Here is a 24,686-nt window from a genome sequence, read left to right on the forward strand (position 1 = left end):
CTTGCCGGCTTTGGTAACCCGAATGGCAGAACCGGAATGGCTCTGCCTCTCTAGGACGAGGTCGAATGGGTTTGTTTGCGGCAATCGGCACGATCGCTTTTCCGGCGCGCCGCTGCCCGCTGTCCCATTCCCTGACCCCTCCCCCATACCTCCCCGACGCCAACGGCGTCTCAACGATACTGTCATTCGCCTCGCATGGCGCCGGCGGTTTGCCAAGAAGGCAGGCCGGGTCCGGCGCGCGAGCGCGCGGAGTTCTATTTTATGGCCACGAAAAGAATGCTGGTGGATGCCACCCACCCGGAAGAAACACGGATCGTCGTTACCAACGGTAATAAGCTCGAGGAATTCGATTTCGAATCCGCCGAACGGCGGCAATTGCGGGGCAATATCTACCTCGCCAAGGTGACGCGGGTCGAACCCTCGCTCCAGGCCGCCTTTGTCGAATATGGCGGCAACCGCCACGGTTTCCTCGCTTTTTCCGAAATCCATCCCGACTACTACCAAATCCCCGTCGCCGACCGCGAAGCCCTGATGCGCGCCGAAGAGGAAGCGCACGAGGAAGACGTCGATGCTGCCGATGAGGAAGAGATCGAAGCTGTCGAGGGTGAAGACGATCTCACTGAAGAAAACGGCGACGACGACCTCGATGCGCCGCGCGAGACCAAGAAGGTCGAGCAGATCGGTGAAGGCGACGCGCTCGAAGACCTGCAGGAGCGTCCCCGCCGCAATCTGCGCAAATACAAGATCCAGGAAGTGATCAAGCGCCGTCAGGTGCTGCTCGTCCAGGTCGTCAAGGAAGAGCGCGGCAACAAGGGCGCAGCCCTCACCACCTATCTTTCCCTCGCCGGCCGCTATTCTGTGCTGATGCCCAATACCGCCCGTGGCGGTGGGATTTCGCGCAAGATCACCAGTGCCGCCGACCGCAAGCGCCTCAAGGAAATTGCCACCGATCTCGATGTCCCCGAAGGCATGGGTGTCATTCTGCGCACGGCAGGTGCCTCGCGAACCAAGGCCGAGGTCAAGCGCGACTTCGAATATCTCATGCGCCTTTGGGAGATCGTGCGCACCCTGACGCTCGAATCCTCTGCCCCCTGCCTCGTCTATGAGGAAGGCAGCCTCATCAAGCGCACCATCCGCGACCTTTACAACAAGGACATCACGGAAGTCCTCGTCGCCGGCGATGCCGGTTACCGCGAGGCCAAGGACTTCATGCGCATGATCATGCCGTCGCACTCCAAGAATGTGCAGGCTTATAAAGATGATGCGCCGATTTTCTCGCGTTACAACATAGAGTCGCAACTCGACTCCATGTTCCATCCGCAGGTAACCCTGCCCTCGGGCGGTTATATCGTGATCAACCCGACCGAAGCGCTGGTTTCGATCGACGTGAACTCGGGCCGCGCTACAAAGGAACACAATATCGAGGACACCGCTCTCCAGACGAACCTGGAAGCGGCCGAGGAAATTTCCCGCCAGCTCCGCCTGCGCGACCTGGCCGGCCTCATCGTCATCGACTTCATCGATATGGAGGAGCGGCGCAATAACCGGGCCGTCGAGAAAAAGCTCAAGGACTGCCTCAAGAACGACCGCGCCCGCATTCAGGTCGGCCACATCTCCCATTTCGGGCTCATGGAAATGAGCCGGCAGCGCATCCGCTTCGGCGTGTTGGAAAGCTCGACCCATTCCTGCCCCACCTGCGCGGGCACGGGGCTGGTCCGTTCGGTGTCCTCTCTGGCGCTGATGATCATGCGCGCTATCGAAGACCACGTGCTGCGCAAGCCCGGTCAGTCGATCAACGTCAACATGCCGGCCGAAGTCGCGCTTTACATCCTCAACACAAAGCGCGATACGCTGACGGCGCTCGAAGCCAAGTATGGCCTTTCGATCACCATCTCTGCCCAGAGCGGCCTTGTCGGTTCCCAGTTCAACATCGAACGCGGTGAAACCCGCGCTCCGGTCGCCGCTGCGCCCGTTCAGCACATCCGCGCCGATGCAGCCTCGATCGAGGATTATGACGAGCCCGAGGTCGAGGAGGAGGCCACCGAAGAAGCCGAGTCCGAACGCGAAGCCTCTCAAGAAACCCAGGGCGGACGCAACAAGCGTCGCCGCCGTCGCCGCCGCGGCGGTCGCGATAACGGGGCCGTCCAGGCGACCGAGCTTGCCACCCCCGATGCGGAATCCGGTGATACCGAGGACGAGCCGCGCGGCGAAGCGGTCTTTGCCGACGAAGACGACCAGCCGCGCAAGCGCCGTCGCCGTGGTCGCCGTGGTGGACGCCGCAACAAGCGCCCCAATGAGGGCGGCTTTGGCGAAGCCGTGGAAGAAGGCGGCGATGCCGAGGCCATGAATGCCGTAGAGGAACGCGAGCCGGCCGTGGCCGATAGCCTTCCCGCTCCCGACGCCGCGCCGGAAACGGTCACCGCCGCCGAAGCGCCCGTTGAGCAACCTGCGTCGGAAGAAAAGCCCAAGAAGGTCCGCCGCACCCGCAAGGCCAAGGCGGTTGACGCGTCCGCCGATGCTGTGGCTCAAGAGGCCGTCGAAAGCACAGAGCAGGCACCTGCTGCTGCCGAAGCCGCGCCCGAAAAGCCGGCCCGCAAGCCCCGCGCGCCACGCAAAAAGAAGGTTGAAGCCGAAGCCGCCGCCGAACAGCCGGTAGAAGCACCCGCACCGGTGCCGGCCGAACAGGAGACCGCTGCCGTTGCCGCGGAATCGGCAGAAGAAGCCGAGACGCGCGGCCGCCGCAAGAAGGTCGTCCCGGCTGACGAGATCGTCGTATCCTCTGCCAGTGAGGCAACAGAAGAAAAACCTAAAAAGGTCGGCTGGTGGCAACGCCGCCTCGGGCTTGGTTAGAATGAAAACGCCCCGCCTAGCGGGGCGTTTTTTTCAGAGGCCTGGGAGTCGCTATTCTATCCCCAGGCGCCATGGGCGGAGGGGAGTATCGATGGCAGTGCGCAGGCGCGGCAGGGCGTCGGGCCCATTCCAATCGATCATATGTGCGCCGTGGCGGGCGAGATCGGTTGCGTCGATCACGAGACGTGCGGTGGCCCGGCACGCTTCGGGTGCGTCCATGCGCGCGATCACGATGTCGGCGACGCGGCAATCCTCGTCGAAGGCCGAGCGTGCGTTGACCAGCGCAACGGAATACCCCTGATCCGTCTCGAGCACACACCCCAAGCTGTCGCAACTGGTGGCCTCGTGCCCGTCGGCGATCGGCGTGATGTAGCGTTCGGACCATATGTTGGTGGCGAAGGTGCCGTTGCGGCCGGCGATCAGTGCCACGCTGTCATTGTGACGTATTGCAACCGCCTGGCTTTGATCGGCGATGAAGATGTCCGGCGCCCGTTCCATGCAGAACAAGGCGATGATCGGGACCACCAATAACGGCCCCGCCAGCCGCATTCTGTCGCGGAAGTAGGCAAGCCAAGTCAGCCCGGCGAGTGTAACAACCAAGGCGGCGGGCGCCAGGATGGGACTAGGATCGAAGCCGCCACTCATTTCGCTGACAAATCCAGCGCACCAGAGCATCGTTTCGATGCTCCAGCCGAGCACTGCGTAAGGCAGGCCATCCAGACCGATAGGGATCAGCAATGTCCCAAGCAGCGCCGATGGCATCATCGCCAGGCTTACGACCGGGGTGACCATGAGATTGCCGAGAACGCCGAATGGCGCGGTCTGCTGAAAATGATAGGCGGAGAAAACCACGGTGGCCGATCCGGCGACGAGGCTGGTCATGGCCACATCTACGGTCAGTCGGAACAGCTTGGCCCGGGCGGGCGCTTCACGCTCTTCCCGCCGCCGGCGTGCCAGTTCATAAGCGGCGATCAGGGCAACGACCGCGGCAAAGGAGAGCTGGAAAGACGCGCGGAATACGCTTGAAGGCTCGAAGATGATGATGATCAACGCGGCAATCGCGACATTGCGCATGGTCAGTGCCTGGCGCCCGGCCATGATGGCTGCGAAAACCAGTGCCAGCATAATGGTCGAACGCACCGCCGGAATGACCATGCCGGAAAGCAGCATGTAGGCCAGCGCCGTAACGATGCCGAAGCCAGCCGCGATCTTTTTGACGGGCAACAGTTGCGGCACGCGATGGCTGAGCGCAAGAACGAAGCGTATAGCGGCAAACATCGTCCCTGCCACGAGGGTCAAATGGAGGCCGGAGATCGAGATCACATGCACGATACCGGCCTCGGCCATGACGTCATAGTCCGCCTCGCTGATCCGGCTCTGGTCGCCAGTGATGAGCGCGGCTGCAATTCCGCCGATCCTATCGCCAAGCTGAGCGACTAGTCTGGCGGTGATCGCTGCTCGAATATCCTTGATGAACCGGCTCAATCCAGCTTCTTCCGCCGATGTGAGGGAAACCTCGCCCAACACATTACCATACGCGCCGATACCATCGAAATAACTCACGAATTGAGCGTCATATCCTCCAGGAACCGCCGGTGCCGGAACGGGATAGAAGCGGATACGCGTTTCGATGACATCACCGGGTGAAACCGCATAGTCACCATGGACGCTTACGCGGGCCAACCGGACGTCGGGCACCATCCACTCTTCGGATTCTCCTGAGGCAGCGACGTCCGAGAGAACCCAGCGTTGGTTTTCGCCGTCGTCGAAGATCACGGCGTCTACGCGGGCAGTGTAGGTTCCGTACCGCGCGGTCTCGAGCATCGATGTGCCGAACAGTGCGCCATGGATGGGCAGTAGCATCATTCCGAGCCCCGCCAACACGCCGAGCAGAGCCGGCTCGCGCACCTTTGCATCATTGCGTCCCACGATGGCGCAGGCGGCGGCAAGGAAGATGGTGACACTCAAGGTCAACAGCGTTGGCTCAGTCGGCAAGAGACGATAGACGATCAGCCCGGCGATCATCATAAAGGGCCAAAGGATCAGATTGCGTCTTTGCGTGGCAGCGTCGGAGACAGCGTCTGCCAGGGTGCCGATGAGGGTCGCGGATACCCGCAAGAGCTTGCCCGATGGGCCGACGCCTCGCTGCCCGTCGAAATTTCTGGCGACCGGAAAGTCAACCATCGTTGCGCACACCCCCCGCCCTTGCGCTCGGCGGATGCTATGGTACACACGGGGCCAACAAATCTCCAAGCGGTAAGCCTTATGTCCAAACCCGTCGTTACGCGCTTTGCGCCTTCTCCCACAGGTTTCCTGCACATCGGGGGCGCCCGCACGGCTCTTTTCAACTGGGCCTTCGCCCGGAAGATGGGAGGCACCATGCTGCTGCGCATCGAGGACACCGATCGGGAACGCTCGACCGATGCGGCCGTGGCGGCAATCCTCGATGGTATGAGCTGGCTTGGGCTCGATTGGGATGGTGAACCGATCAGCCAGTTCGCGCGCGCCGACCGGCACGCTCAGGTGGCGCTCGAATTGCTGCAGTCCGGCAACGCCTACAAATGCTATTGCACGCCCGAAGAGCTCACCGAGATGCGTGAAAAGGCGCGCGCCGAAGGCCGGCCGCCGCGCTATGACGGGCGCTGGCGCGACCGCGCCCCCTCCGAAGCGCCCGAGGGCGTCAACCCGGTCATCCGTATCAAGGCGCCGCAGTCCGGAGACATCGTGGTCAAGGACCACGTGCAGGGCGATGTGGTGTTCAAAGCCGAAAATCTCGATGATTTCATCATCCTGCGCTCGGACGGAACGCCGACCTATATGCATGCGGTCGTGGTGGACGATCACGATATGGGCGTCACCCACATCATCCGCGGCGACGATCACCTGACCAACGCCGCCCGGCAGATCGTCATCTATCAGGCCATGGGTTGGGACGTGCCCGAAATGGCGCATATCCCTCTGATCCACGGCCCCGATGGCGCCAAGCTTTCCAAGCGGCATGGCGCCATGGGCGTCGAAGCATATCGTCAGATGGGCTACCTCCCCGAAGCACTGCGCAACTATCTGGCGCGGCTGGGCTGGGCGCATGGAGACGACGAGATCTTTTCCACCGAGCAGATGGTGGAGTGGTTCTCGCTCGAAGCGCTCAACAAGGGCCCTTCCCGCTTCGACTTCGTCAAACTCGACAATCTCAACGGACACTATATCCGGTCGGCCGAGCCGTCCCGCCTCTACGACATCATGGTCGATACCGCGTCCGAAACCGGCCGGAACGCCGACTACGCCGGACTGGTCTCGAACAAGGACACAGTGCTGGCCGCGATCCCGGAGCTGCAGCCGCGCGCTAAAACAGTGCTCGAGTTGATCGATCTTGCCCAGTTCATCTACGCCGAACGCCCGCTGCCGATCGAAGAAAAAGCCGCTCAGTTGCTGACGGGGGACAGCCTGGAGCATCTCACGGCGCTTACCGACGCCTTTGGTGGGCTCGATGAATGGACAGTGGAACGCCTCGACTCCACGGTTCGGACCTATGCTGAAGGCGTGGGGCTGAAGCTCGGTAAGGTAGCGCAGCCGCTTCGCGCGGCGCTTACGGGCCGCACCATTTCGCCCGGCATCTTCGAGGTGATGGTCCTGATCGGCAGGGACGAAAGCCTTGCACGACTGGCCGACGTAACACATGCACGTGCCGGCGCCTGAGTGGCGCCTGATCGCCAGCTTACCTATACGTCAAGAGCCATGACGCAGTTGCATGGCTCTGCAAATTCGGATACCCAAGCGAGGCATTTTTTACGAAGTCGTTGTGCGTGCTCAGATCGGACGGGCCCTACCGCTCGCCACGGCGCTGAGCCGATGAACCGGGAGGCACTTCATGAGCGAAACTACGGCAAAGCTAACTCTGGGCGATGAGACCTACGAGTTCCCGGTGCTCAGCGGCACGGTGGGACCCGACGTGATCGACATCCGGTCGCTTTATGCCAAGTCAGGTCTTTTCACCTACGATCCGGGCTTCACCTCGACGGCAGCCTGCGACAGCGCCATCACCTATATCGATGGCGACAAGGGCGAGTTGCTCTATCGCGGCTACCCGATCGAACAATTGGCGGCCAAGAGCTCATACATCGAAGTCTGCTATCTGCTGCTTTACGGGGAACTCCCCAGCAAGGCGGAACTGGCCGATTTCGAAAACCGCGTGACACGGCACACCATGGTGCATGAGCAGATGCACTATTTCTACCGCGGCTTCCGGCGCGACGCGCACCCCATGGCGATCGTCACCGGCGTGGTTGGCGCGATGGCGGCGTTCTATCACGACTCCACCGATATTTCCGACCCCATGCAGCGCGAGATCGCCTCGATCCGCATGGTTGCCAAGCTGCCGACCATTGCCGCCATGGCGTATAAATATTCGGTGGGACAGCCCTTCGTTTATCCGCGCAACGATCTCGATTACGCATCGAACTTCCTGCACATGTGCTTTGCCGTGCCGGCCGAGGAGTACAAGGTCGATCCCGTGGTCGCCAAGGCGATGGACCGTATCTTCACGCTTCATGCTGATCACGAACAGAATGCATCGACTTCGACCGTGCGGCTTTCGGGCTCGTCGGACGCCAATCCCTTCGCCTGCATCGCGGCTGGCGTTGCCTGCCTTTGGGGTCCCGCCCATGGCGGCGCCAACGAGGCCGCGCTCAACATGCTGCGCGAAATCGGTACCGTCGATCGCATTCCCGAGTTCATCGAGCGCGCGAAGGACAAGAACGATCCATTCCGCCTGATGGGCTTCGGTCATCGGGTCTATAAGAATTATGATCCTCGCGCCGCGGTGATGCAGGAATCGGCACGCGAAGTTCTCGAACTGTTGGGCGTTGAAAACAACCCCACCTTGCAGGTGGCCCAGGAGCTCGAAAAGATCGCGCTCGAAGATCCCTATTTCGTTGAGCGCAAGCTCTATCCCAATGTGGACTTCTATTCCGGCATCATTCTCGATGCCATCGGGTTCCCGACCTCGATGTTCACGGCCATTTTCGCACTGTCGCGCACCGTCGGCTGGATCGCACAGTGGAAGGAAATGATCGGCGATCCGCAGAAGAAGATCGGTCGTCCGCGCCAGCTCTATCATGGTGCCACGACACGCGACTACGTGGATATCGCCCAGCGCTAGATAGAGCGTGTCCAGCAAAAGTGGAAACGGTTTTGCGGTTCGGACACGCGCCAAAACAAAGGCTTAGAGCCGAGAATTTGAGTCAATCAAATCCTCGGCTCTAAGCCGGCAGGTAGCCGAGAATTTTTTCGACGGGATCTTGAAGGGGCGCCTCGGGTGCCCCTTTTTCCATGACCGCGCGGATTTCGCGGAAGCTGGCAACTTGCTTAGCCAGAGCTTCCGGGTTGCCGATCAGCGATCTGGCAATACCCACGAGCTTATCGGTCTCGCCCTTGTGGGCGAACAGAACCTCTGGAATCACCTGGCGATCCGCGATGATGTTGGGCAGCCCGATAAATTGCGTGGTGGCTTTTTCGAACATGCGTACTTGCGCGCCCTCCGCAACATAAGTGAGCACTTGTGGAACACCGGCAAGAGCAAGTTCGAGGGTGACTGTGCCGCTGGCGGCGATGGCGGCAACCGCCTCGTGCAACGCCGCGTGCCGCTCCTCGCGGGTCACGAGCACGGAAACGGAGAGCGGCCATCGGCTGACGACGCTGCGGATTCGCGCGGCTTGGGAGCGCGTCGAAAGAATGGCGAAACCGGTAACCGATGGAAGGTCGGCAAGCTGCGCGGCGGCGGCACCCAGCATGGGAAGATGCCGGGCGATCTCGCCAGAACGGCTGCCAGGAAGCAGCAAAACCGGTCCAGACGCGGGCTGCGAGGCACGCATAGGGTATTGCTTGAGCGCCGGATGGCCTACATAGGCGGTCTTCGGACCTCCCAGCCGGCGCATCGCCTCGGGCTCGAACGGCAGAACGGACAGAACTTCGTTGAAGACCGCCGCCAATTTTTTGGCCCGCTCCGCACCCCAGGCCCAGACGGCGGGGGCGACGTAGAGAATGATCGAACCGCGATAGCCGCGCCTGCGCAGCGATTGCGCCACGACCTTGGAAAAGACCTGGGCATCGATAAAAACGACTGCCGCCGGTCGCTGGCGTAGGATAGTGGAAGCCACCTGCCTCGCGCGCCAGAGGAGGAGCGGCAGGCGGACGATGACGTCGCGATACCCCATGACGGCAAGATCATCCATGGGAAAAAGCGAGGTTAGCCCCTCGCCTTCCATGGCGTCGCCGCCCACGCCGGCAATGGCGAGCTCCGGACGCCTGCTCTTAAGGCCGGCCATGAGGTTCGCGCCAATGCGATCACCCGAAGCTTCGCCGGCGAGAATGAAAACGCTAGTCATTGGAAGCCATGAGGCCGATGAGCGCTATACCGGCGGCATCGGCAGCGGAGACGAGCTCGGCGCGCCCGATCAACAATGTGCGCCCTGCTTCAACGACGATCGCCTCGATTCCTACCTCGCGGGCCAATTCTATGGTACGCTCGCCGATGGCGGGCAGATCGACGTGCAGCGGCTGTCCCGGCTTGGACGTTTTGGCCATCACGATATGGCCTCGCCCGTTCCCGATCAGACCCCGCTCGCGGTAGGTCCGGCAGCGGTGTAGCAGTTCGTCAGTGCCGCCAATGTCCTCGGTAGCGACAATGCGGCCGCCGGTCACCACCAGCGCCTGGCCCAGGTCCAGGGCACCTGCCTTTCGCGCAGCATCAAAAGCAAATTCGGCAGTGCGAGCGATTTCATCAGACGCGGTCACGGCACCGATCTGCCCTGCGGGCGCCAGGAGATCGGATACGATCTCATGCACACCGATGAACGGGAGTCCAAGAATCTTGAGGAGAGCCGCGCCGAGCTGCGAGAGTCTGCTGTCGCCCTTGGCCGTCGCATCCTTCTCGCCGGCAAACTCGGCGAAAGTCTCGCGTTCGCGGTCCGACATGTGCATGCCGCCCACGGCACAAACATGAGTGGCTTTGAACTTGCGTATTTCGCGGAGGACCTGATCGGGCCTCGAAACCTTGATTGGGAACGGGTTTTCATCGGCAAGATCGGCACGCGGATGCAGCGACAGAACGCGAACCTCCCAGCCGGCGGCACGAGCAGCGGCGATCGCCTGCGGCACGAGGTCTCCCGAGCCTGCAACCAGCGCTAGCCGCCCAGGGGCGCTCATTCTTCGGTTGTCGTGCCGTTACCATTGCGCGGCATGCAAAGCGCGCGTTCGGACGGCTTGCGGATAAAGTTGATGACGTCCTCGACGAGCTTCTCGCCCTTGAAAATTTCGGCGGCATCCTCGATGCGTTCGCGCAGCGTGCCTTCGTTCGAGAAAACCATTCGATAGGCGGCGCGGAGCGCATGGATGGATTCGCGGTCGAACTTGCGCCGCTTGAGACCGACGAGATTGAGCCCGCCGAGATAGGCGCGATTTCCGAGCACGGAGCCATACGGAATAACGTCGTTCTCGACGAACGACATGGCGCCCACAAAGGCATGCGCCCCGATGCGGACGAACTGGTGCACGCCGCAAATGCCGCCGAACCTGACGTAATCGTCAACCACGCAATGACCAGCCAGCGAGGCCTGGTTGGCCATGACCACATAGTTCCCCACACGGCAATCGTGAGCAATGTGCACGCCGACCATGAGCAGGCAATGATTGCCTACACGCGTCTCCATTCCCCCGCCGGCGGTGCCGGGATTGATGGTGACGTATTCGCGAAGCACGCAGTCTTCACCGATCGTCACGGTGCTGGGCTCGCCTTCGAATTTGAGATCCTGAGGCGGGTGGCCAATCGAGGAAAACGGATAGATCTTGGTGCGGGCGCCGATTGCTGTCCGGCCAGCGATCGACACATGCGAAACAAGTTCGACCCCGTCTCCGAGCGTCACGTCATCGTCGACGATACAGTAGGGTCCGATCAAAACGTTTTCGCCCAGCGTCGCCTTCTCGCTAACGATGGCCGTAGGATGGATTTTTGAGGTCACTCTTGTTCCTTGACGATCATCGCACCAATTTCGGCCTCGGCAATCACGGTTCCATCCACGATGGCCTTGGCTTCGTAACGGCCGACAGTCTTACGCCGATGGATCTTTTTTATGTGATATTCAAGGCGATCGCCGGGCTTGGCCGGCTTGCGGAATTTTACCGCGTCGATCGTCAGCAGATAGACGATGTGCCGGGCACCGGACTGATTCTCGAGGTTGATGACAATCGCCCCCGCGGTCTGGGCCATTCCTTCGATAATCAGAACGCCAGGAAAGATCGGTTCCCCCGGAAAATGGCCGAGGAACTGCGGCTCATTGTACGTCACATTCTTGATGCCGACCGCCGACTCATCGCCATCGATATCGATGATGCGGTCGATCATCAGGAAGGGATAGCGATGCGGCAGGGCCTTGAGAATCGCGTCGATCTCCATTCTGGAGAGCTCGCCCGCCTGCCGGGCCGTATCCTCACTGAGCGTACTCAAACCTTATCCCCTTTAGTCAATCGTCTGATCGCGGCGACCTCGCGCTTCCACATCCTTACATCCTGTGCCGGCGCTCCGGCAATATTGGAGCCGGCAGGAAAGCTGTGGGTTATGCCGGACCGGGCGAGAATGCGCGAGTTCGCGCCGATACGCAGATGGCCGGCGCTTCCGACATTGCCACCCATCACCACGCCGTCTTCGAGAATGGTGGAGCCACTTAGCCCGCACATGCCCGAGATGACGCAATTGCGTCCAATGCGGCAGTTGTGGCCGATCTGAACCAGATTGTCGATCTTGGAACCTTCGCCAATGACAGTATCCCCAAGCGTGCCGCGATCGACTGTGGTATTGGCACCCAGCTCAACGCGGTCCTGAATGATAACACGCCCAAGCTGGGGAATCTTGCGGTGCCGGTCTGCCCGCAACTGGAAACCGAATCCTTCCGCTCCGATCACCACGCCGGGTTGAAGAACCACCTCATTGCCCAGATAGGCGCACTCGATCGATACGTTGGGGCCAATGACGCAGTTCCGCCCGATCGCCACCCCTGCCCCGATCGTCGTGTTCGCGCCGATAACCGTTCCTGACCCGATCTGCGCGCCGGCCCCGATTGCCACACCCGCCCCGATCGTAACGCCCGGCTCGATAAGAGGCGCGGGTTCGGAACGTATCGATGCCTGGATGACCGCTGCGCTGTCATTGGGGTACAGCACATTGAGCACGTCGACGAAGACGTCGTAGGGATTCTCGCAAATGACGGCGAGAGCACCTTTCGCCACGGCCTCCGCAAGATCCGCCGTCACCAGAACGACGCCGGCTCCGCTGGTCGGGAGCTGATCGGAATACGCTTTGCTTGCGGCAAAGGAGATGGCATCGGCGCCGGCGTCCGAGAGATCGCTTGCGCCTTGGATTAGCGGATCGGCCGAAAGCGTGGCCGCCAGATCGTGGTGACCGGAAGAGGTGAGCAGATTCGACAGCCGGACAGGCCCGGTGCATTCATGAAAGCGTTTGTCGATCATTGGACCGCCTGAAAAAGAAACCGCGGCTTTGGTACGCCGCGGTTTCAGCTTTTTCCATGAATTGGACGATTAGAACAGGGTCGACAGCGTGAGTTGGAAGACCTGCGTTTCGTCCTGATCGTTCGGGTCGATGACGTGAGCGAAATCGCCACGCAGCGGGCCTAGCGGCGATTCCCAGATCAGCGAGCCACCGACCGACGACTTGAATTCGCCGCCCAGGCCCGTGGTCTCCACACCTTCAGTATCCGGGATACCGTCAATCCAGCCGGCGTCACCCCAGACCGCGCCGCGCAGACCCCAATTTTCCGGAAGGAAGGGTAGCGGGAAGTCGACTTCGGCAGAAAGACCAGCATACGAAAGGATGCCGACAGGATCGTCGCTGGCAGTGGTGCGAGCACCCATGCCACCGTAGCGATAACCACGTACAAGATCCGGGCCGAGCTGGAAGGCATCGGTCGGGTGGATGCCGCCGCCATCAACGTCGGTGACCGTGCCGGCCGTTCCGCGCAGGCTCGCGACCACACCCATCTCTTCCCAGATCGGATAATAGACGCGAGCCCGGACTTCAGTGGTCAGGAAGTCGGAGGTGAGCGTGGTGTAGTCCTGGGAGAAGGACAGGATCATGCCTTCGGTCGGACGGCGCTGGTTGTCCAGAGTGTCGTAGGTGAGCGTGTAGCCGACATTGAGACGGTCACGTGTGCCGCCAATGTAGGCGGGTGCCAAGGGACTCTCGTCGTCGGTAAACTCCACCTGTTCGATGCCGAGGCGAGTGGTCAGCGTGAGGTCTTCAATGATGGGCAGGCCGAAGCGAAGCTGGCCACCGGTCGTCGCCGTACCGTAGGTGAAGTTGTTTCCTTCGTCGGTCACCCGGCGATAGAGATCGATGCCGGCCGAAACCTGCAACCCCATGAAACGAGGCTCGGTGAAGCTGAAATCGTAGGTTTCACCGCTTTCCGAACGTCCGATGGCAGCGCGGAGATACTGACCGCGACCGAGGAAATTGCGCTCAGTGAGCGAGATTTCACCAAAGATGCCGTCGCGGGTAGAGTAACCGGCGCCAACACCATAGTTGCCGGTGCTGCCTTCGACCACGGCCACGTTGAGAACCACGCGATCGGGCGCGCTGCCCGGAGCCGAAGTCACCTGTACCGATTGGAAGAAACCGAGAGCCTCGATGTCGGCACGCCCCTGGGTCACCAGAGCGCGGTTGAACGGATCACCTTCGGCAAAGTCGAACTCACGGCGAATAACGTAGTCACGGGTCTTGGTATTACCGGTGATGTTGATGCGCTCGACATAGATGCGCGGCCCCTCATCGACCAGATAGGTCACGTCAAAGGTTCCGGCTTCCGGGTTGCGATTGATGCGCGGGCGCACTTCGGCAAACGGATAACCCTGGTTGGTCGCGGCGATTGCCAGATCACTAGTGCTCTCTGAAAGGTCCGAAAGCGAATAGCGGCTACCGCTACCAGTCGAGATATTGCCGCGCAGCGCATCGGCATTAAGACCAGGAATCGAGGTCTCGATGGCAATGTTGCCGAAATTGTAGCGCTGCCCCTCATCAACCGTGAAGTTGATGTAATAGGCATTCCGTTCGGCATCGAACTGAGCAACCGCCGACAGCACGCGCGCATCGGGGAAACCGCGATTGGCGTAATAGAGGCGAATGCGTTCACGATCGAGGGCAAGACGGTCTTCCGCATAGACGTCGTCGCGGAACAACCAGCTCAGAAGGTGCGTTTCCTTGGTGGTAATGACACCCTCGAGCACCGAGGAGCTGATCGAATTGTTGCCAGTGAAGTTGATTGCAGCGATCCCCGCGCGATCGCCTTCATTGACATCGAAGAACACGCGGACGCGACCGTCCGTGGTCGGCTCGACCCGATGGGTCACCGTCACGTTGGAGTAGCCAGCCTGGGTATAGGCGGACTGGATCGTCTGGATGTCAGTAGCAATGCCCGACTGGGTATAGACCCGGCGAATTGCAACATCGACCATCGCGGTGAGCTGGTTGTCGTTGAAGCGGCTATTGCCGTCAAACCCGACCGCAGCGACCTGAGTTCCCTCGGCCACCTGCGCCTGCGCCAGCGCCACGCTCCCCGCAAACGGCGCAACTGAAACGAGCGCCGTGGCGAGGAGGACGCTATGCAAAAGCTTGGCTGATTTGGTCATGATTGTTCTTGCTTGCCTTGTGAGACTTGTGCCGGGAATCGTCTCCAGACATGGATTCCCCCATACTCCGACGACAGGTTTTACCTGTTTTTGATCCGCGAGCAAGGCGAAACCCCACGCTCTGCGGCCAAAAGATGGCTATGCATGTTTTCGTGCAACACTCGCTAACCCCTTGATACCTCGCGCCCGATCTAGATCAGGTCGTTGATAAGCGTCGCGACCATGAGCGTACACACCAGAGCAAAGCCGATGCGGTACCCGATTTCCTGAACGCGCTGGCTCAGGGGTCGACCGCGCACAGCCTCGAAGAGGTAGTACATCAGGTGACCACCATCCAACATTGGTACTGGGAAGAGGTTAATTATGCCGATGTTGAGCGATAAAAGTGCGGTTAGGTTAACCAATGCTAACAAGCCGAGGGTCGCAACCTCCCCCGATACCTGAGCCATGCCAACAGGTCCGGCCACCTGATCGAGATCGGCTCGGCCAATGAAAATGTCACCTAAAAAAATCAGGGTGCGGTCGATGATGAACCAGATTTCCTCGAAGGTCATGCCGACCGCTTCGAGGGGGTCGGGCTGATAGCGAACGATATCGTTCTCCCCGACTTCTCGACTCACCCCGATACGGCCCACCTCGATCTCGCGGCCAAAGCGCGTCGTTGTCGTTTCCGGCTGCGGAATCAGCGTCACGTCCAGCCTCTCGCCGTCCCGTTCGATCACCACGGGAACTCGCCGATCGGGCGATGTCGAAACGATGCGCTGTACATCCTCGAAGCCCCGGATGCCATAACCGTCGACCGAAATAAACGTATCGCCCGATTCCAGACCGGCGACCGCCGCCGGGGAATCCGGGACGACCTCCCCCACGACGGGGGCTAGGGTCAGCCGGCCATAGCCCAAAAGCAGCGCATAGAGAATCAAGAAGGTGAAGATGATGTTGGCCAAGGGGCCAGCGACAACGACAGCCATGCGCTGGAACACCGATTTATTGGCGAACAGGCGCGGAGCGAGCGCGGGATCGTTTTGCTCGGGCGCATTGAGGTCCGGAACGCTGGCCTCGTTGGCGTCGCCGGTAAACTTGACGTAACCGCCCAGCGGCAACGCCGCCAGGCGCCAGCGCGTCCCATGCTTGTCGGTCCAGCCGAAAAGTTCGGGTCCAAAGCCGACCGAGAAGGCGTCGATCGCCACCCCATTCCAGCGGGCGACGAGGTAGTGGCCCATCTCGTGCACGAAGACGATGACGGTCAGCACCGCGAGAAAGGGGATGATGTAGTTGAGAAAGAACGGAAGCTCGCCGATCATCGAAGTCCCTTTCGGTCGATGCGATCACATGGCTTTTTGAAATGCCAATGTGTCCAATTATAGAGCTACCAGAACAGAATGCCCTGTGGCACCGCGCCCAGCCCCCGATTGGCCAAGCCTATGCACCAAAGCACGATACCGGCGACCGTGAGACTGTCGATCCGGTCCATCAGGCCACCATGTCCGGGGATTATGTCGCCGCTGTCCTTGATGGCAAAGCGACGTTTGACCGCACTCTCGGCCAAATCCCCCAATTGCCCGGAAATCGAGATCACCACCGAGATCAAAAGTCCGATAGCGAAGGGTGACGGCGTATCAAGCACCCAGCCGGCGAGGAACCACACGGCGATGCCGCTCAGCGTGCCCGCGCACAGACCGCCGGCCGCCCCCGACCAGGTTTTGGATGGCGATACTTCCGGGGACAGTTTGGTGCCCCCGACGATTCGACCGACGAAATAGGCGCCAATATCGGTCATCCACACGATGGAAACGAGGAAGATTCCGGCCCAGATTCCCACGCCAGAGCTGCCCCTGATGGCAAGGAAGGCGATGGTGGAAAGCCCGAAAAATGCCAGCCCGCTGATCCGCCAGTGGCGGTTGGGCGCCTTGATCAATAGCGCCGCGACAATGGCGACGCCGAAAACGACCGCACTGGCCCATGCGCCGTTCATGGGATGGGCGATAGCGACCAGCGCGATCAGCCCCATGAAAAACGCCGCCGGCCAGCGCGCCTGCTGGCCGGTGATCATGGTTTCCCATTCGCGATAAGCGCCGGCCATCACCAGCGCGATCAGCAATGCGAAGGGAATCCACCCGGCAACCAGGGCAATCGCGGTCAGGGGTATGAGGACTATGGCAGAGAGGAGGCGCGGCAGCAGGTCCGGTCCGAAAGGCCATAGCCTCGCATAGATCGATGTTCCCCTGCCCTCCTGGTCCTTCACGTCCGAATTCCGCCAAACCGCCTGTCGCGCTCAGTGTAGGTTCTCAGCGCGCGAACGAAAACCGATTCATCGAAATCGGGCCAGTTCTCAGGAACAAAGACCAATTCGGCATATGCAGATTGCCAGAGCAGGAAATTGGAGAGCCGCATTTCGCCGCTCGTGCGCAGGATCAAATCCGGGTCCGGCAGGCCGGAGGTGTCGAGATGATGCGCTACGGTCGCCTCATCGATCTCTTCTGGGGCCAGTTCGCCCGCCGCGACCTTGCGCGCTATGGCGCGGGTGGCGTTGACGATTTCGACCTTGGCCCCGTAGTTGAACGCGATAATCAGATCGAGCCCCGTGTTGTCCCTGGTCCGGGTTTCGACCTCGTCGATGATACCGCGCAGTCCGCGCTCCAACCCATCGCGCTCGCCGATGATGCGTATGCGGACGTTGCTCTGGTCGAGTTTATCGAGATCGGACGCAACGAAACGCCGCAACAGGCTGAAAATAAAGCGGACTTCATCGGGCGGACGGCGCCAGTTCTCGGCAGAGAACGAAAACAGCGTCAAGCATTCGACGCCATATTCCCTGGCCAATCCGACAATCCGGCGAACCGCTTCGACCCCGGCCCTATGACCTTCCGAACGACCGAGCCCCCGCTGCTGCGCCCAGCGTCCGTTGCCATCCATAATGACCCCGATATGGCGCGGGATCTTGAGATCGCGCTCGGGTTCGATAGATGCTGCTGCCGGGTTGGTGGACATCGGTTCCCTCGGAACGGGACCAAGCGGAGCTCCGCTCAGACGTGCATGATTTCCTGTTCCTTGGCGGCAACGAGCTGGTCGATCTCGGCGATCGCTTCGTCCGTCGCTTTCTGGACCCTGTCGGTTTCGGCGCGAGCCTCATCCTGCCCCATGGCGCCATCCTTTTCGAGCTTGCGCAACAGCTCGATGCCGTCACGGCGCACATGGCGCACGGCCACGCGGGCCTGCTCGGCATATTGATGGGCAACCTTGGAAAGATCGCGGCGGCGCTCCTCGTTGAGCTCGGGAAGCGGCACGCGGATGATCTGCCCTTCAGCCATGGGATTGAGTCCCAGCGAGGATTCCCGGATGGCCTTTTCGACCGCCGAGGCCATGGAACGGTCCCAAACCTGCACGCTGAGCATACGCGGCTCGGGCACCGATACTGTCGCCACCTGGTTGAGGGGCATCATCGAGCCATAGGCATCGACCATGATCGGCTCGAGCAGGCTGGCACTGGCGCGGCCCGTGCGCAGGCCGGCGAGATCGCCCTTCATGGACTCGATCGATTTCTTCATCCTGGTGCGCAGGCTGTCGAGTGAGAACGCTTCGGACATCAGGTTTCTCCCGGTCGTCTGGAGCAGGTCGCCCTTGCCAGCGCGCGCTGCTCGAAAATCTTGTTGTCTATGCGCGGGTCAGCCGACACGCGTGCTGGGGGTGCGCCCATCGAGAACGCCCACCAGACCATCCTTGTCCGACAAGGCATAAACGATTATCGGCAAGCCATTATCCCGCGCAAGCGCAAAAGCCGCCGTATCCATCACCCGCAGGTCCTGTGCAATCACCTCCTCGTGGGAAATGACGTCGAACCGGGTGGCTGACGGGTCCTTTTCGGGGTCCGCCGAATAAACGCCATCGACCTTGGTGCCCTTCAAAAGCACGTCGCAGCGCAATTCGATCGCCTTCAGCGCCGCGGCGGTGTCGGTGGTGAAGAATGGATTGCCGGTTCCGCCCGCGCAGATCACTGTCGCCCCACCTTCGAGCGCGGCAATGGCGGCGCGCTGGGTGAAGGTATCGCAGATCGAGGGCATCGAAACAGAGGAAAAAACGTGCGACCTACCCCCTGCTCTGCGGATGGCATCGCCCAGGGCCAGCGAATTGATCACGGTGCCAAGCATGCCCATGTGATCGCCGATCACCCGATCGCCGCCCTTGGCTGCGATGGCCATGCCCCGAAAAATGTTGCCGCCGCCAATGACGATGGCCACCTGGATGCCCTGCCGCGTGAGGTCCACGACCTGGCGCGCGATGGCGTTGAGGAATTGAGGCTCAATTCCATATGACTGGTCTCCGGCGAGGGCTTCGCCGGAGACCTTGAGCAAGACGCGTGAAAAGGCGTGTCTGGACATGCAAGTCCCGCTGTTGAGGCTTAAGAGCTAACGAATCCGATTGTGGCGGATACGTTACGCGGTGCCTGCAGCGGCGGCAACCTCGGCGGCGAAGTCAGATTCCTGACGTTCGATGCCTTCGCCCAGGGCAAAGAGCACGAAGCCGGTCACCTTGATCGGTGCGCCAACGTCGGCTTCCGCATTCTTGACCGCCTGCTCGACCGAGTTCTCGCCGTCGATGACGAAAGTCTGGGCCAGAAGCGTCACTTCCTCGTAGTACTTGCGGATCCGGCCTTCGACCATCTTTTCAACGATGTTGTCGGGCTTGCCGGACGCCTTGGCCTGTTCGGAGAACACGGCGCGCTCGCGCTCGACGGCCTCGGGGTCGAGGTCCTCGGAGGAAAGCGACAGCGGCTTGGTGGCAGCGACGTGCATGGCGATCTGCTTGCCAAGCGCTTCGAGCTTGGCTTTGTCGCCGGTGGATTCCAGCCCCACAAGCACGCCGATGCGGCCCAGGCCATCCGAAATCGCCGAGTGAACATAGGTGCCGACAACGCCTTCGCTCACTTCGAGCACGGCGGCGCGGCGCAGGGTCATGTTCTCGCCGATCTTGGCGATGGCTTCGGTCAGCTCCTCGGAGACCGTGCGGCCGGTGCCGGGATAGGCCGCGGCGGCCAGGGCTTCGACGTCGCCATTGACGTCCAGGGCGACCTCGGCCGTGTTGCGCACGATCGACTGGAACTGTTCGTTGCGAGCAACGAAGTCGGTTTCGGAATTGATTTCGACCACGGCGGCACGCTTGCCGGCCGCAGCAACGCCCACCAGACCTTCGGCAGTGACGCGGTCGGCCTTCTTGGCGGCCTTGGCCAGCCCACGGGCGCGGAGCCAGTCGACGGCGGCTTCAATGTCACCATTGGTTTCGGTGAGCGCCTTCTTGCAGTCCATCATGCCCACGCCGGTCATTTCACGGAGCTGTTTTACGTCTGCTGCACTGATTGACATCTCGATACCTCTTTGTCTGCCCTGGCCCCGCGCGAAACAGCGCGGGGTGGGCACGGATAATAGAAAAAGCGTGTCGGAGAGATGACGCGCGGAATCCTTAGCGTTCGTTCTCTACAGAAACGACCGACCTCAGGCCTGCGCTGCCTGCTCTTCTGCGGGCTGCTCGGCCGTCTCGGCTTCGAGAGCGGGCTCTTCGATCACCTCTTCGGAAGCACCCAGGTCACGGCCCAGCGAAGCAGACGAACGCGAAATGCCGTCGATCGCGGCCTTGGACACCAGCGACAGGTAGAGTTCGAGGGCGCGAGCGGCGTCGTCATTGCCCGGGATCGGGTAGTCGACGACATCGGGGTCGCAGTTGGTGTCGACGATGGCCACCACCGGAATACCCAGACGGCGGGCTTCCTTGATCGCGTTGGCTTCCTTGTTGGTGTCGATCACGAACAGCAGGTTCGGGATGTTGCCCATGTCCTTAATACCGCCCAGGTCGCGCTCGAGGCGTTCCTGTTCGCGGCTGCGCTGCAGACGCTCGCGCTTGGTGAGGCCGGTGGCGCCTTCAGCCTGAAGAGCTTCGAGTTCACGCAGGCGGGCGATCGAGTTCGAGATCGTCTGCCAATTGGTCAGCATGCCGCCGAGCCAGCGGGAGTTGACGAAATACTGCGCACTCTGGCGGGCAGCTTCGGCAACCAGCGGCGCAGCCTGGCGCTTGGTGCCCACGAACAGCACGCGGCCACCGTCGGCAACGGTGTCGCTGATGAGCTGCAGCGCGCGATAAAGCGCCGGAACCGTCTGGCTCAGGTCGAGAATGTGGATGTCGTTGCGAACGCCGAAAATGTAGCGTTCCATCTTGGGGTTCCAGCGGTGCTTCTGGTGGCCGAAGTGAACGCCGGCCTCAAGCAACTGACGCATGGAAAAATCGGGCAATGCCATTGGGTAACTCCTTTACCGGTTATGCCTCTGCAAAGGAAAAGAGGTGGGTTGCCCCACCACCGGATGGATCTGTTCAGGCACAGACCCGCCTCTGCATGTGGATTTGACGTCGCGGCCTATACAGGAGAGCTGGCACTAAGGCAAGCGCTGCCTGGCTCTGCGACGCATGTTAAAATGGTGCGGCTGGGGCCAAATTTCAACGGGTGCGGGGCTGGGCCGATGCCGTTGGCTCTGTTCCGGTAATAAATCCCGGAGACATATGGAAGAACCGCGCCTGCCCACCCTACCCTATCCTTCCGGGACTTGTGTCCAGAATCCAGCGCAGAGCCGCAACGAACGCAGATTTCGGCCAACCTAATTCAGCCGCACATCCACGACGCCGGTTATGGCCTTGAGGCCGCCGGCCAATTGCGGTGTCAGGCGGAACTGGCCCGGTAGCTCGATCTCGTATTCCCGCTCGCCCTGGTCGCGGACAAGGATGAGGCTGACGACCCCCTCGCCTCCGGGCTGAAGCTGCGTCTTGATTGGGCCCAGGCACTTTTCGTTGCCGGCGAAAATCGTCATGCGGCGGCCAAGCTTTTCGACCGACGCATCGATCGGCTCGCAATTGATCAACCGCAAGCGCACGCCGTCGGGCCGGGCTTCGGCGCCAACCTCGATGACCACCGAACTTCCGGGTTCCAGCCAGCGGCCGAAATCGTTGATCTGCTCGGAAAAAGCAATGCATTCATATGATCCGCTGGGATCTGAGAACATCATGATCGCCATCGTCGAACCCTTGCGCGTGCGGCGGTCCTGACGTGAAATCAACGTCCCCGCCAAGCGCCCGGCGACCGCGCCGTTCTGCGCCGCACGCTCGAACGCCGCCCATCGTTGCACGCGGAGCTTGTCGAAAAGCTCGGAATAATCGTCGAGCGGGTGCGCGGAGAGATAGAAACCAATGGCCGCATGCTCTCGGGCCAGGCGTTCCGTAAGGCTCCAGGGGGTCACATGTTCCGGCAAGGTGATCGCCTGGGGCTGGCTGGAGGCGAACATGTCGACGATCCCGTCGGCGCGGCCATTGGCCTCGCGCTGGGCGGTGTTGACCACGGTGTCGATCACTTCGACCAACTGCTCGCGACGCTTGGAGATGACGTCGAAAGCACCGGCGTTGATCAGTGTTTCCAGCGTGCGCTTGTTGATGATCTTGGGGTCGATACGCGATGCGAAATCGGCAAGATCCTTGAACGGCCGATCGCCGCGAACTTCGACGATATGCTCGGCGACCTGACGGCCGACCCCCTTGACCGCGCAAAGGGAATAATGAATGCGGCCCTCGCGCACCGAGAAATTGACCTCGGAGCGGTTGATGCAGGGCGGGACGACCTCGATCCCCTTCTTTTGCGCTTCGCGGCGGAAATCCGACAGCTTGTCGGTCTGCGCCATATCGAGGGTCATCGAGGCGGCGTAGAATTGCTGCGGGAAGTGGGTCTTCAAATATGCCGTCTGGTAGGAAACCCAGGCATAGGCAGCAGCGTGGCTCTTGTTGAAGCCGTAATTGGCGAATTTTGCGAGCAAGTCGAAGATGGTATCGGCCTGGCCCTTCTTGAGGCCGTTCGCCACTGCGCCTTCCTGGAAACGGACGCGCTGCTTGTCCATCTCGGCCTTGATCTTCTTGCCCATGGCGCGACGCAGCATGTCCGCTTCGCCCAACGAATATCCAGCCAGAAGCTGGGCGATCTGCATCACCTGTTCCTGGTAGACGATGATGCCATAGGTTTCGTCGAGCACGGCCGCCAGGGATTCATGCGGATACTCGACCTCTTCCCGGCCGTGCTTTCTGTTGATGAAGCTCGGGATATTGTCCATCGGGCCGGGCCGATAGAGTGCGTTCATGGCGATCAGGTCTTCGATGCGGTCGGGCTTGAGCTCGACCAGGGACCGGCGCATGCCGGGACTTTCAAACTGGAAGATGCCGTAAGTGTCGCCATCGGCGTAAAGCTTGTAGCTCGCCGCGTCGTCGAGCGGGATTGCATCGATATCGAGGTCGACGCCGGTCTGTTTGACCATATCGACGGCGTATCGAATGGTGGTCAGCGTCTTGAGCCCGAGGAAGTCGAACTTCACCAGACCCGCAGGTTCCACCCATTTGAGGTTGTATTGGGTGACCGGCATGTCGGATCGCGGGTCGCGATAGAGCGGCAGCAGCTTTTGCAGCGGCCGGTCGCCGATCACGATACCCGCCGCGTGGGTCGAGGCGTGGCGGTAAAGCCCTTCGAGCTTGCCGGCGATGCGCAGCAATTCGGCGACCGTTTCGTCCTCGTCGCGCATCATCTGCAGGCGCGGTTCGTCGTTAATGGCTTGCGCCAAAGTCACCGGATTGGCGGGATTGTTCGGGACGAGCTTACAGATACGGTCGACCTGGCCGTAAGGCATCTGGAGCACTCGGCCCACGTCGCGCAGGGCGGCGCGCGGCTGGAGCGTTCCGAAGGTGATGATCTGGGCGACCTGCTCGTAGCCGTATTTGTCCTGGACGTAGCGGATGACCTCTTCGCGGCGCTCCTGGCAGAAGTCGATGTCGAAGTCCGGCATCGATACGCGTTCGGGATTGAGGAAGCGCTCGAACAGCAAATTGTAACGCAGCGGATCGAGATCGGTGATGGTCAGGGCATAGGCGACGAGCGAGCCCGCGCCCGAGCCACGGCCGGGGCCGACTGGGATATCGTGCGCCTTGGCCCATTTGATAAAGTCCGAAACGATAAGGAAGTAACCGGGAAATTTCATGTCCCGGATAACCTTGAGCTCGAATTCGAGCCGCTCCTCATATTCCGTCGTGGTGCGCTCCGGCGCGTGGCCGTAAACCTCGAGTCTGCGCTTGAGACCCTCGCGTGCCTGCCGGGCCAACTCTTCGCCTTCGGCGGCCACGGCCTCGGCTTCGCTTACCCCTTCGGCAGCGGCGAATTTGGGAAGGATCGGATCGAGCGTGCGCGGGCGATAGCTGCAGCGCTGGGCGATTTCAACCGTATTTTCAATCGCTTCCGGCAGATCCGCAAAGAGGGCGATCATCTCCTCGCGCGTCTTGAAATAGTGCTGATCCGACAGGCGGCGCCGTTCGGTCTGAGCAACGACGGAACCCGCGGCGATGGCCAGGAGCGCGTCGTGGGAATCGAAATCGTCCTGTTTGGGGAAATAGGGTTCGTTGGTGGCAACCAGAGGCAGGTCGAGCCGATAGGCAAGATCGATCAGGCGAGGCTCGACCGAATTCTCGATGGCCCGGTCATGGCGTTGAATTTCGACGTAAAGCCGGTCGCCAAAGATGCGGGACAACACGCCGAGCCGGGCTTCCGCCTGGGCGTCGAGACCGGCGGCGAGATAGGGGTCAATGGCGCCTTCCGGGCCGCCGGTCAGGCAGATCAGCCCTGCCCCGTGATCGACGACCCAGTCGATGTGAGCGGCGGTGCGGCCATCGCAACCGACCTGGTAAGCCTTTGAAACCAATTCGGAAAGATTGGCAAAGCCGATCGAATTGGTGGCGATAAGGACGACAGTACCCTTGCCCAGGTTGATGCGGTCCGAGGGCTTCTCAGCGTCGGCGCCGAAATCGAGGGTGAGTTCGCACCCAATGATGGGTTGGATGCCCTTGCCCGAGGCTTTTTCGGAAAACTCCAATGCACCGAAGAGATTATTGGTGTCGGCAATGCCGATTGCCGGCTGTCCATCGGCCTTTGCCATCTCCAGAATCGCACCCAATTGCAGCGCGCCTTCGAGAAGGGAGAAGGCCGAATGGACGTGGAGATGAACGAAGCCGGGACCGGACATTGGGAGCGTAAACCCGAGAAAAGCTGGTGTTTCCTTGTGCCATTCCAAACCGTGCGGTGC

General features: G+C 61.1%; 18 protein-coding genes. 3 read left to right on the forward strand and 15 right to left on the reverse strand.

The window, feature by feature from the left end; genetic code table 11:
- Positions 1-261: 261 nt before the first annotated feature.
- On the forward strand, positions 262-2,850 hold the full coding sequence (locus NO934_RS17960; protein WP_309161382.1) for an Rne/Rng family ribonuclease: 2,589 nt from the start codon (positions 262-264) through the stop codon (positions 2,848-2,850).
- A 51-nt stretch (positions 2,851-2,901) separates the two neighbouring features.
- Here the strand turns inward: NO934_RS17960 and NO934_RS17965 are convergent, their stop codons facing one another.
- The gene (locus NO934_RS17965) at positions 2,902-5,034 is read right to left on the reverse strand and encodes a ComEC/Rec2 family competence protein (protein ID WP_309161383.1); all 2,133 of its coding nucleotides are present in this window, start codon (positions 5,032-5,034) and stop codon (positions 2,902-2,904) included.
- Positions 5,035-5,115: 81 nt separating this feature from the next.
- On the opposite strand from NO934_RS17965, the gene gltX reads away from it, so the two are divergent.
- Both gltX and gltA read left to right on the forward strand, forming a co-directional pair.
- Entirely contained in the window at positions 5,116-6,546 is a 1,431-nt protein-coding gene (gene gltX, locus NO934_RS17970) for a glutamate--tRNA ligase (protein ID WP_309161384.1), read from the forward strand.
- A gap of 172 nt (positions 6,547-6,718) precedes the next feature.
- Positions 6,719-8,008: a citrate synthase gene (gene gltA, locus NO934_RS17975; RefSeq protein WP_309161385.1), complete on the forward strand. Its 1,290-nt coding sequence runs from the start codon at positions 6,719-6,721 to the stop codon at positions 8,006-8,008.
- 100 nt (positions 8,009-8,108) lie between these two features.
- Here gltA and NO934_RS17980 read toward each other — a convergent pair whose 3' ends face one another.
- From NO934_RS17980 to dnaE, 14 genes are all read right to left on the reverse strand, one after another.
- Entirely contained in the window at positions 8,109-9,233 is a 1,125-nt protein-coding gene (locus NO934_RS17980; protein WP_309161386.1) for a lipid-A-disaccharide synthase, read from the reverse strand.
- Positions 9,226-10,053, reverse strand: a complete 828-nt coding sequence (gene lpxI, locus NO934_RS17985) for a UDP-2,3-diacylglucosamine diphosphatase LpxI domain-containing protein (RefSeq protein ID WP_309161387.1) — start codon at positions 10,051-10,053, stop codon at positions 9,226-9,228. Before lpxI ends, NO934_RS17980 begins: the two co-directional genes overlap by 8 nt.
- Positions 10,050-10,865 (reverse strand): acyl-ACP--UDP-N-acetylglucosamine O-acyltransferase, encoded by an 816-nt coding sequence (gene lpxA / locus NO934_RS17990; protein ID WP_309161388.1) that lies wholly within the window; start codon positions 10,863-10,865, stop codon positions 10,050-10,052. The genes lpxI and lpxA overlap by 4 nt, the downstream gene beginning before the upstream one ends.
- Positions 10,862-11,299 carry a 3-hydroxyacyl-ACP dehydratase FabZ gene (gene fabZ, locus NO934_RS17995; protein WP_309163761.1) on the reverse strand — a complete coding sequence of 146 codons (438 nt, stop codon included), beginning with the start codon at positions 11,297-11,299 and terminating at the stop codon, positions 10,862-10,864. The genes lpxA and fabZ overlap by 4 nt, the downstream gene beginning before the upstream one ends.
- Before the next feature lie 47 nt (positions 11,300-11,346).
- On the reverse strand, positions 11,347-12,369 hold the full coding sequence (gene lpxD, locus NO934_RS18000; RefSeq protein ID WP_309161389.1) for a UDP-3-O-(3-hydroxymyristoyl)glucosamine N-acyltransferase: 1,023 nt from the start codon (positions 12,367-12,369) through the stop codon (positions 11,347-11,349).
- A gap of 69 nt (positions 12,370-12,438) precedes the next feature.
- Positions 12,439-14,646: an outer membrane protein assembly factor BamA gene (gene bamA / locus NO934_RS18005; RefSeq protein ID WP_309161390.1), complete on the reverse strand. Its 2,208-nt coding sequence runs from the start codon at positions 14,644-14,646 to the stop codon at positions 12,439-12,441.
- 86 nt (positions 14,647-14,732) lie between these two features.
- Positions 14,733-15,845 (reverse strand): RIP metalloprotease RseP, encoded by a 1,113-nt coding sequence (rseP, locus tag NO934_RS18010; protein WP_309161391.1) that lies wholly within the window; start codon positions 15,843-15,845, stop codon positions 14,733-14,735.
- Positions 15,846-15,910: 65 nt separating this feature from the next.
- Complete coding sequence (locus NO934_RS18015) at positions 15,911-16,786, reverse strand: phosphatidate cytidylyltransferase (RefSeq protein ID WP_309161392.1); 876 nt, start codon at positions 16,784-16,786, stop codon at positions 15,911-15,913.
- Positions 16,783-17,532, reverse strand: coding sequence for an isoprenyl transferase (locus NO934_RS18020; protein WP_309161393.1), 750 nt, complete (start codon positions 17,530-17,532; stop codon positions 16,783-16,785). Before NO934_RS18020 ends, NO934_RS18015 begins: the two co-directional genes overlap by 4 nt.
- Positions 17,533-17,567: 35 nt before the next feature.
- A complete protein-coding gene (gene frr / locus NO934_RS18025) occupies positions 17,568-18,128 on the reverse strand; it encodes a ribosome recycling factor (protein WP_309161394.1) in 561 nt (186 codons plus the stop codon).
- 78 nt (positions 18,129-18,206) lie between these two features.
- Entirely contained in the window at positions 18,207-18,920 is a 714-nt protein-coding gene (gene pyrH / locus NO934_RS18030; RefSeq protein ID WP_309161395.1) for a UMP kinase, read from the reverse strand.
- Between the two features lie 54 nt (positions 18,921-18,974).
- Positions 18,975-19,901, reverse strand: coding sequence for a translation elongation factor Ts (tsf, locus tag NO934_RS18035; RefSeq protein WP_309161396.1), 927 nt, complete (start codon positions 19,899-19,901; stop codon positions 18,975-18,977).
- A 129-nt stretch (positions 19,902-20,030) separates the two neighbouring features.
- Entirely contained in the window at positions 20,031-20,828 is a 798-nt protein-coding gene (rpsB, locus tag NO934_RS18040; protein ID WP_309161397.1) for a 30S ribosomal protein S2, read from the reverse strand.
- Positions 20,829-21,182: 354 nt separating this feature from the next.
- Positions 21,183-24,626, reverse strand: coding sequence for a DNA polymerase III subunit alpha (dnaE, locus tag NO934_RS18045; protein WP_309161398.1), 3,444 nt, complete (start codon positions 24,624-24,626; stop codon positions 21,183-21,185).
- Positions 24,627-24,686: the final 60 nt, after the last annotated feature.

It is taken from the genome of Pelagibacterium sp. H642 (assembly GCF_031202855.1).
In the GTDB taxonomy this organism is placed as follows: Bacteria; Pseudomonadota; Alphaproteobacteria; order Rhizobiales; family Devosiaceae; genus Pelagibacterium.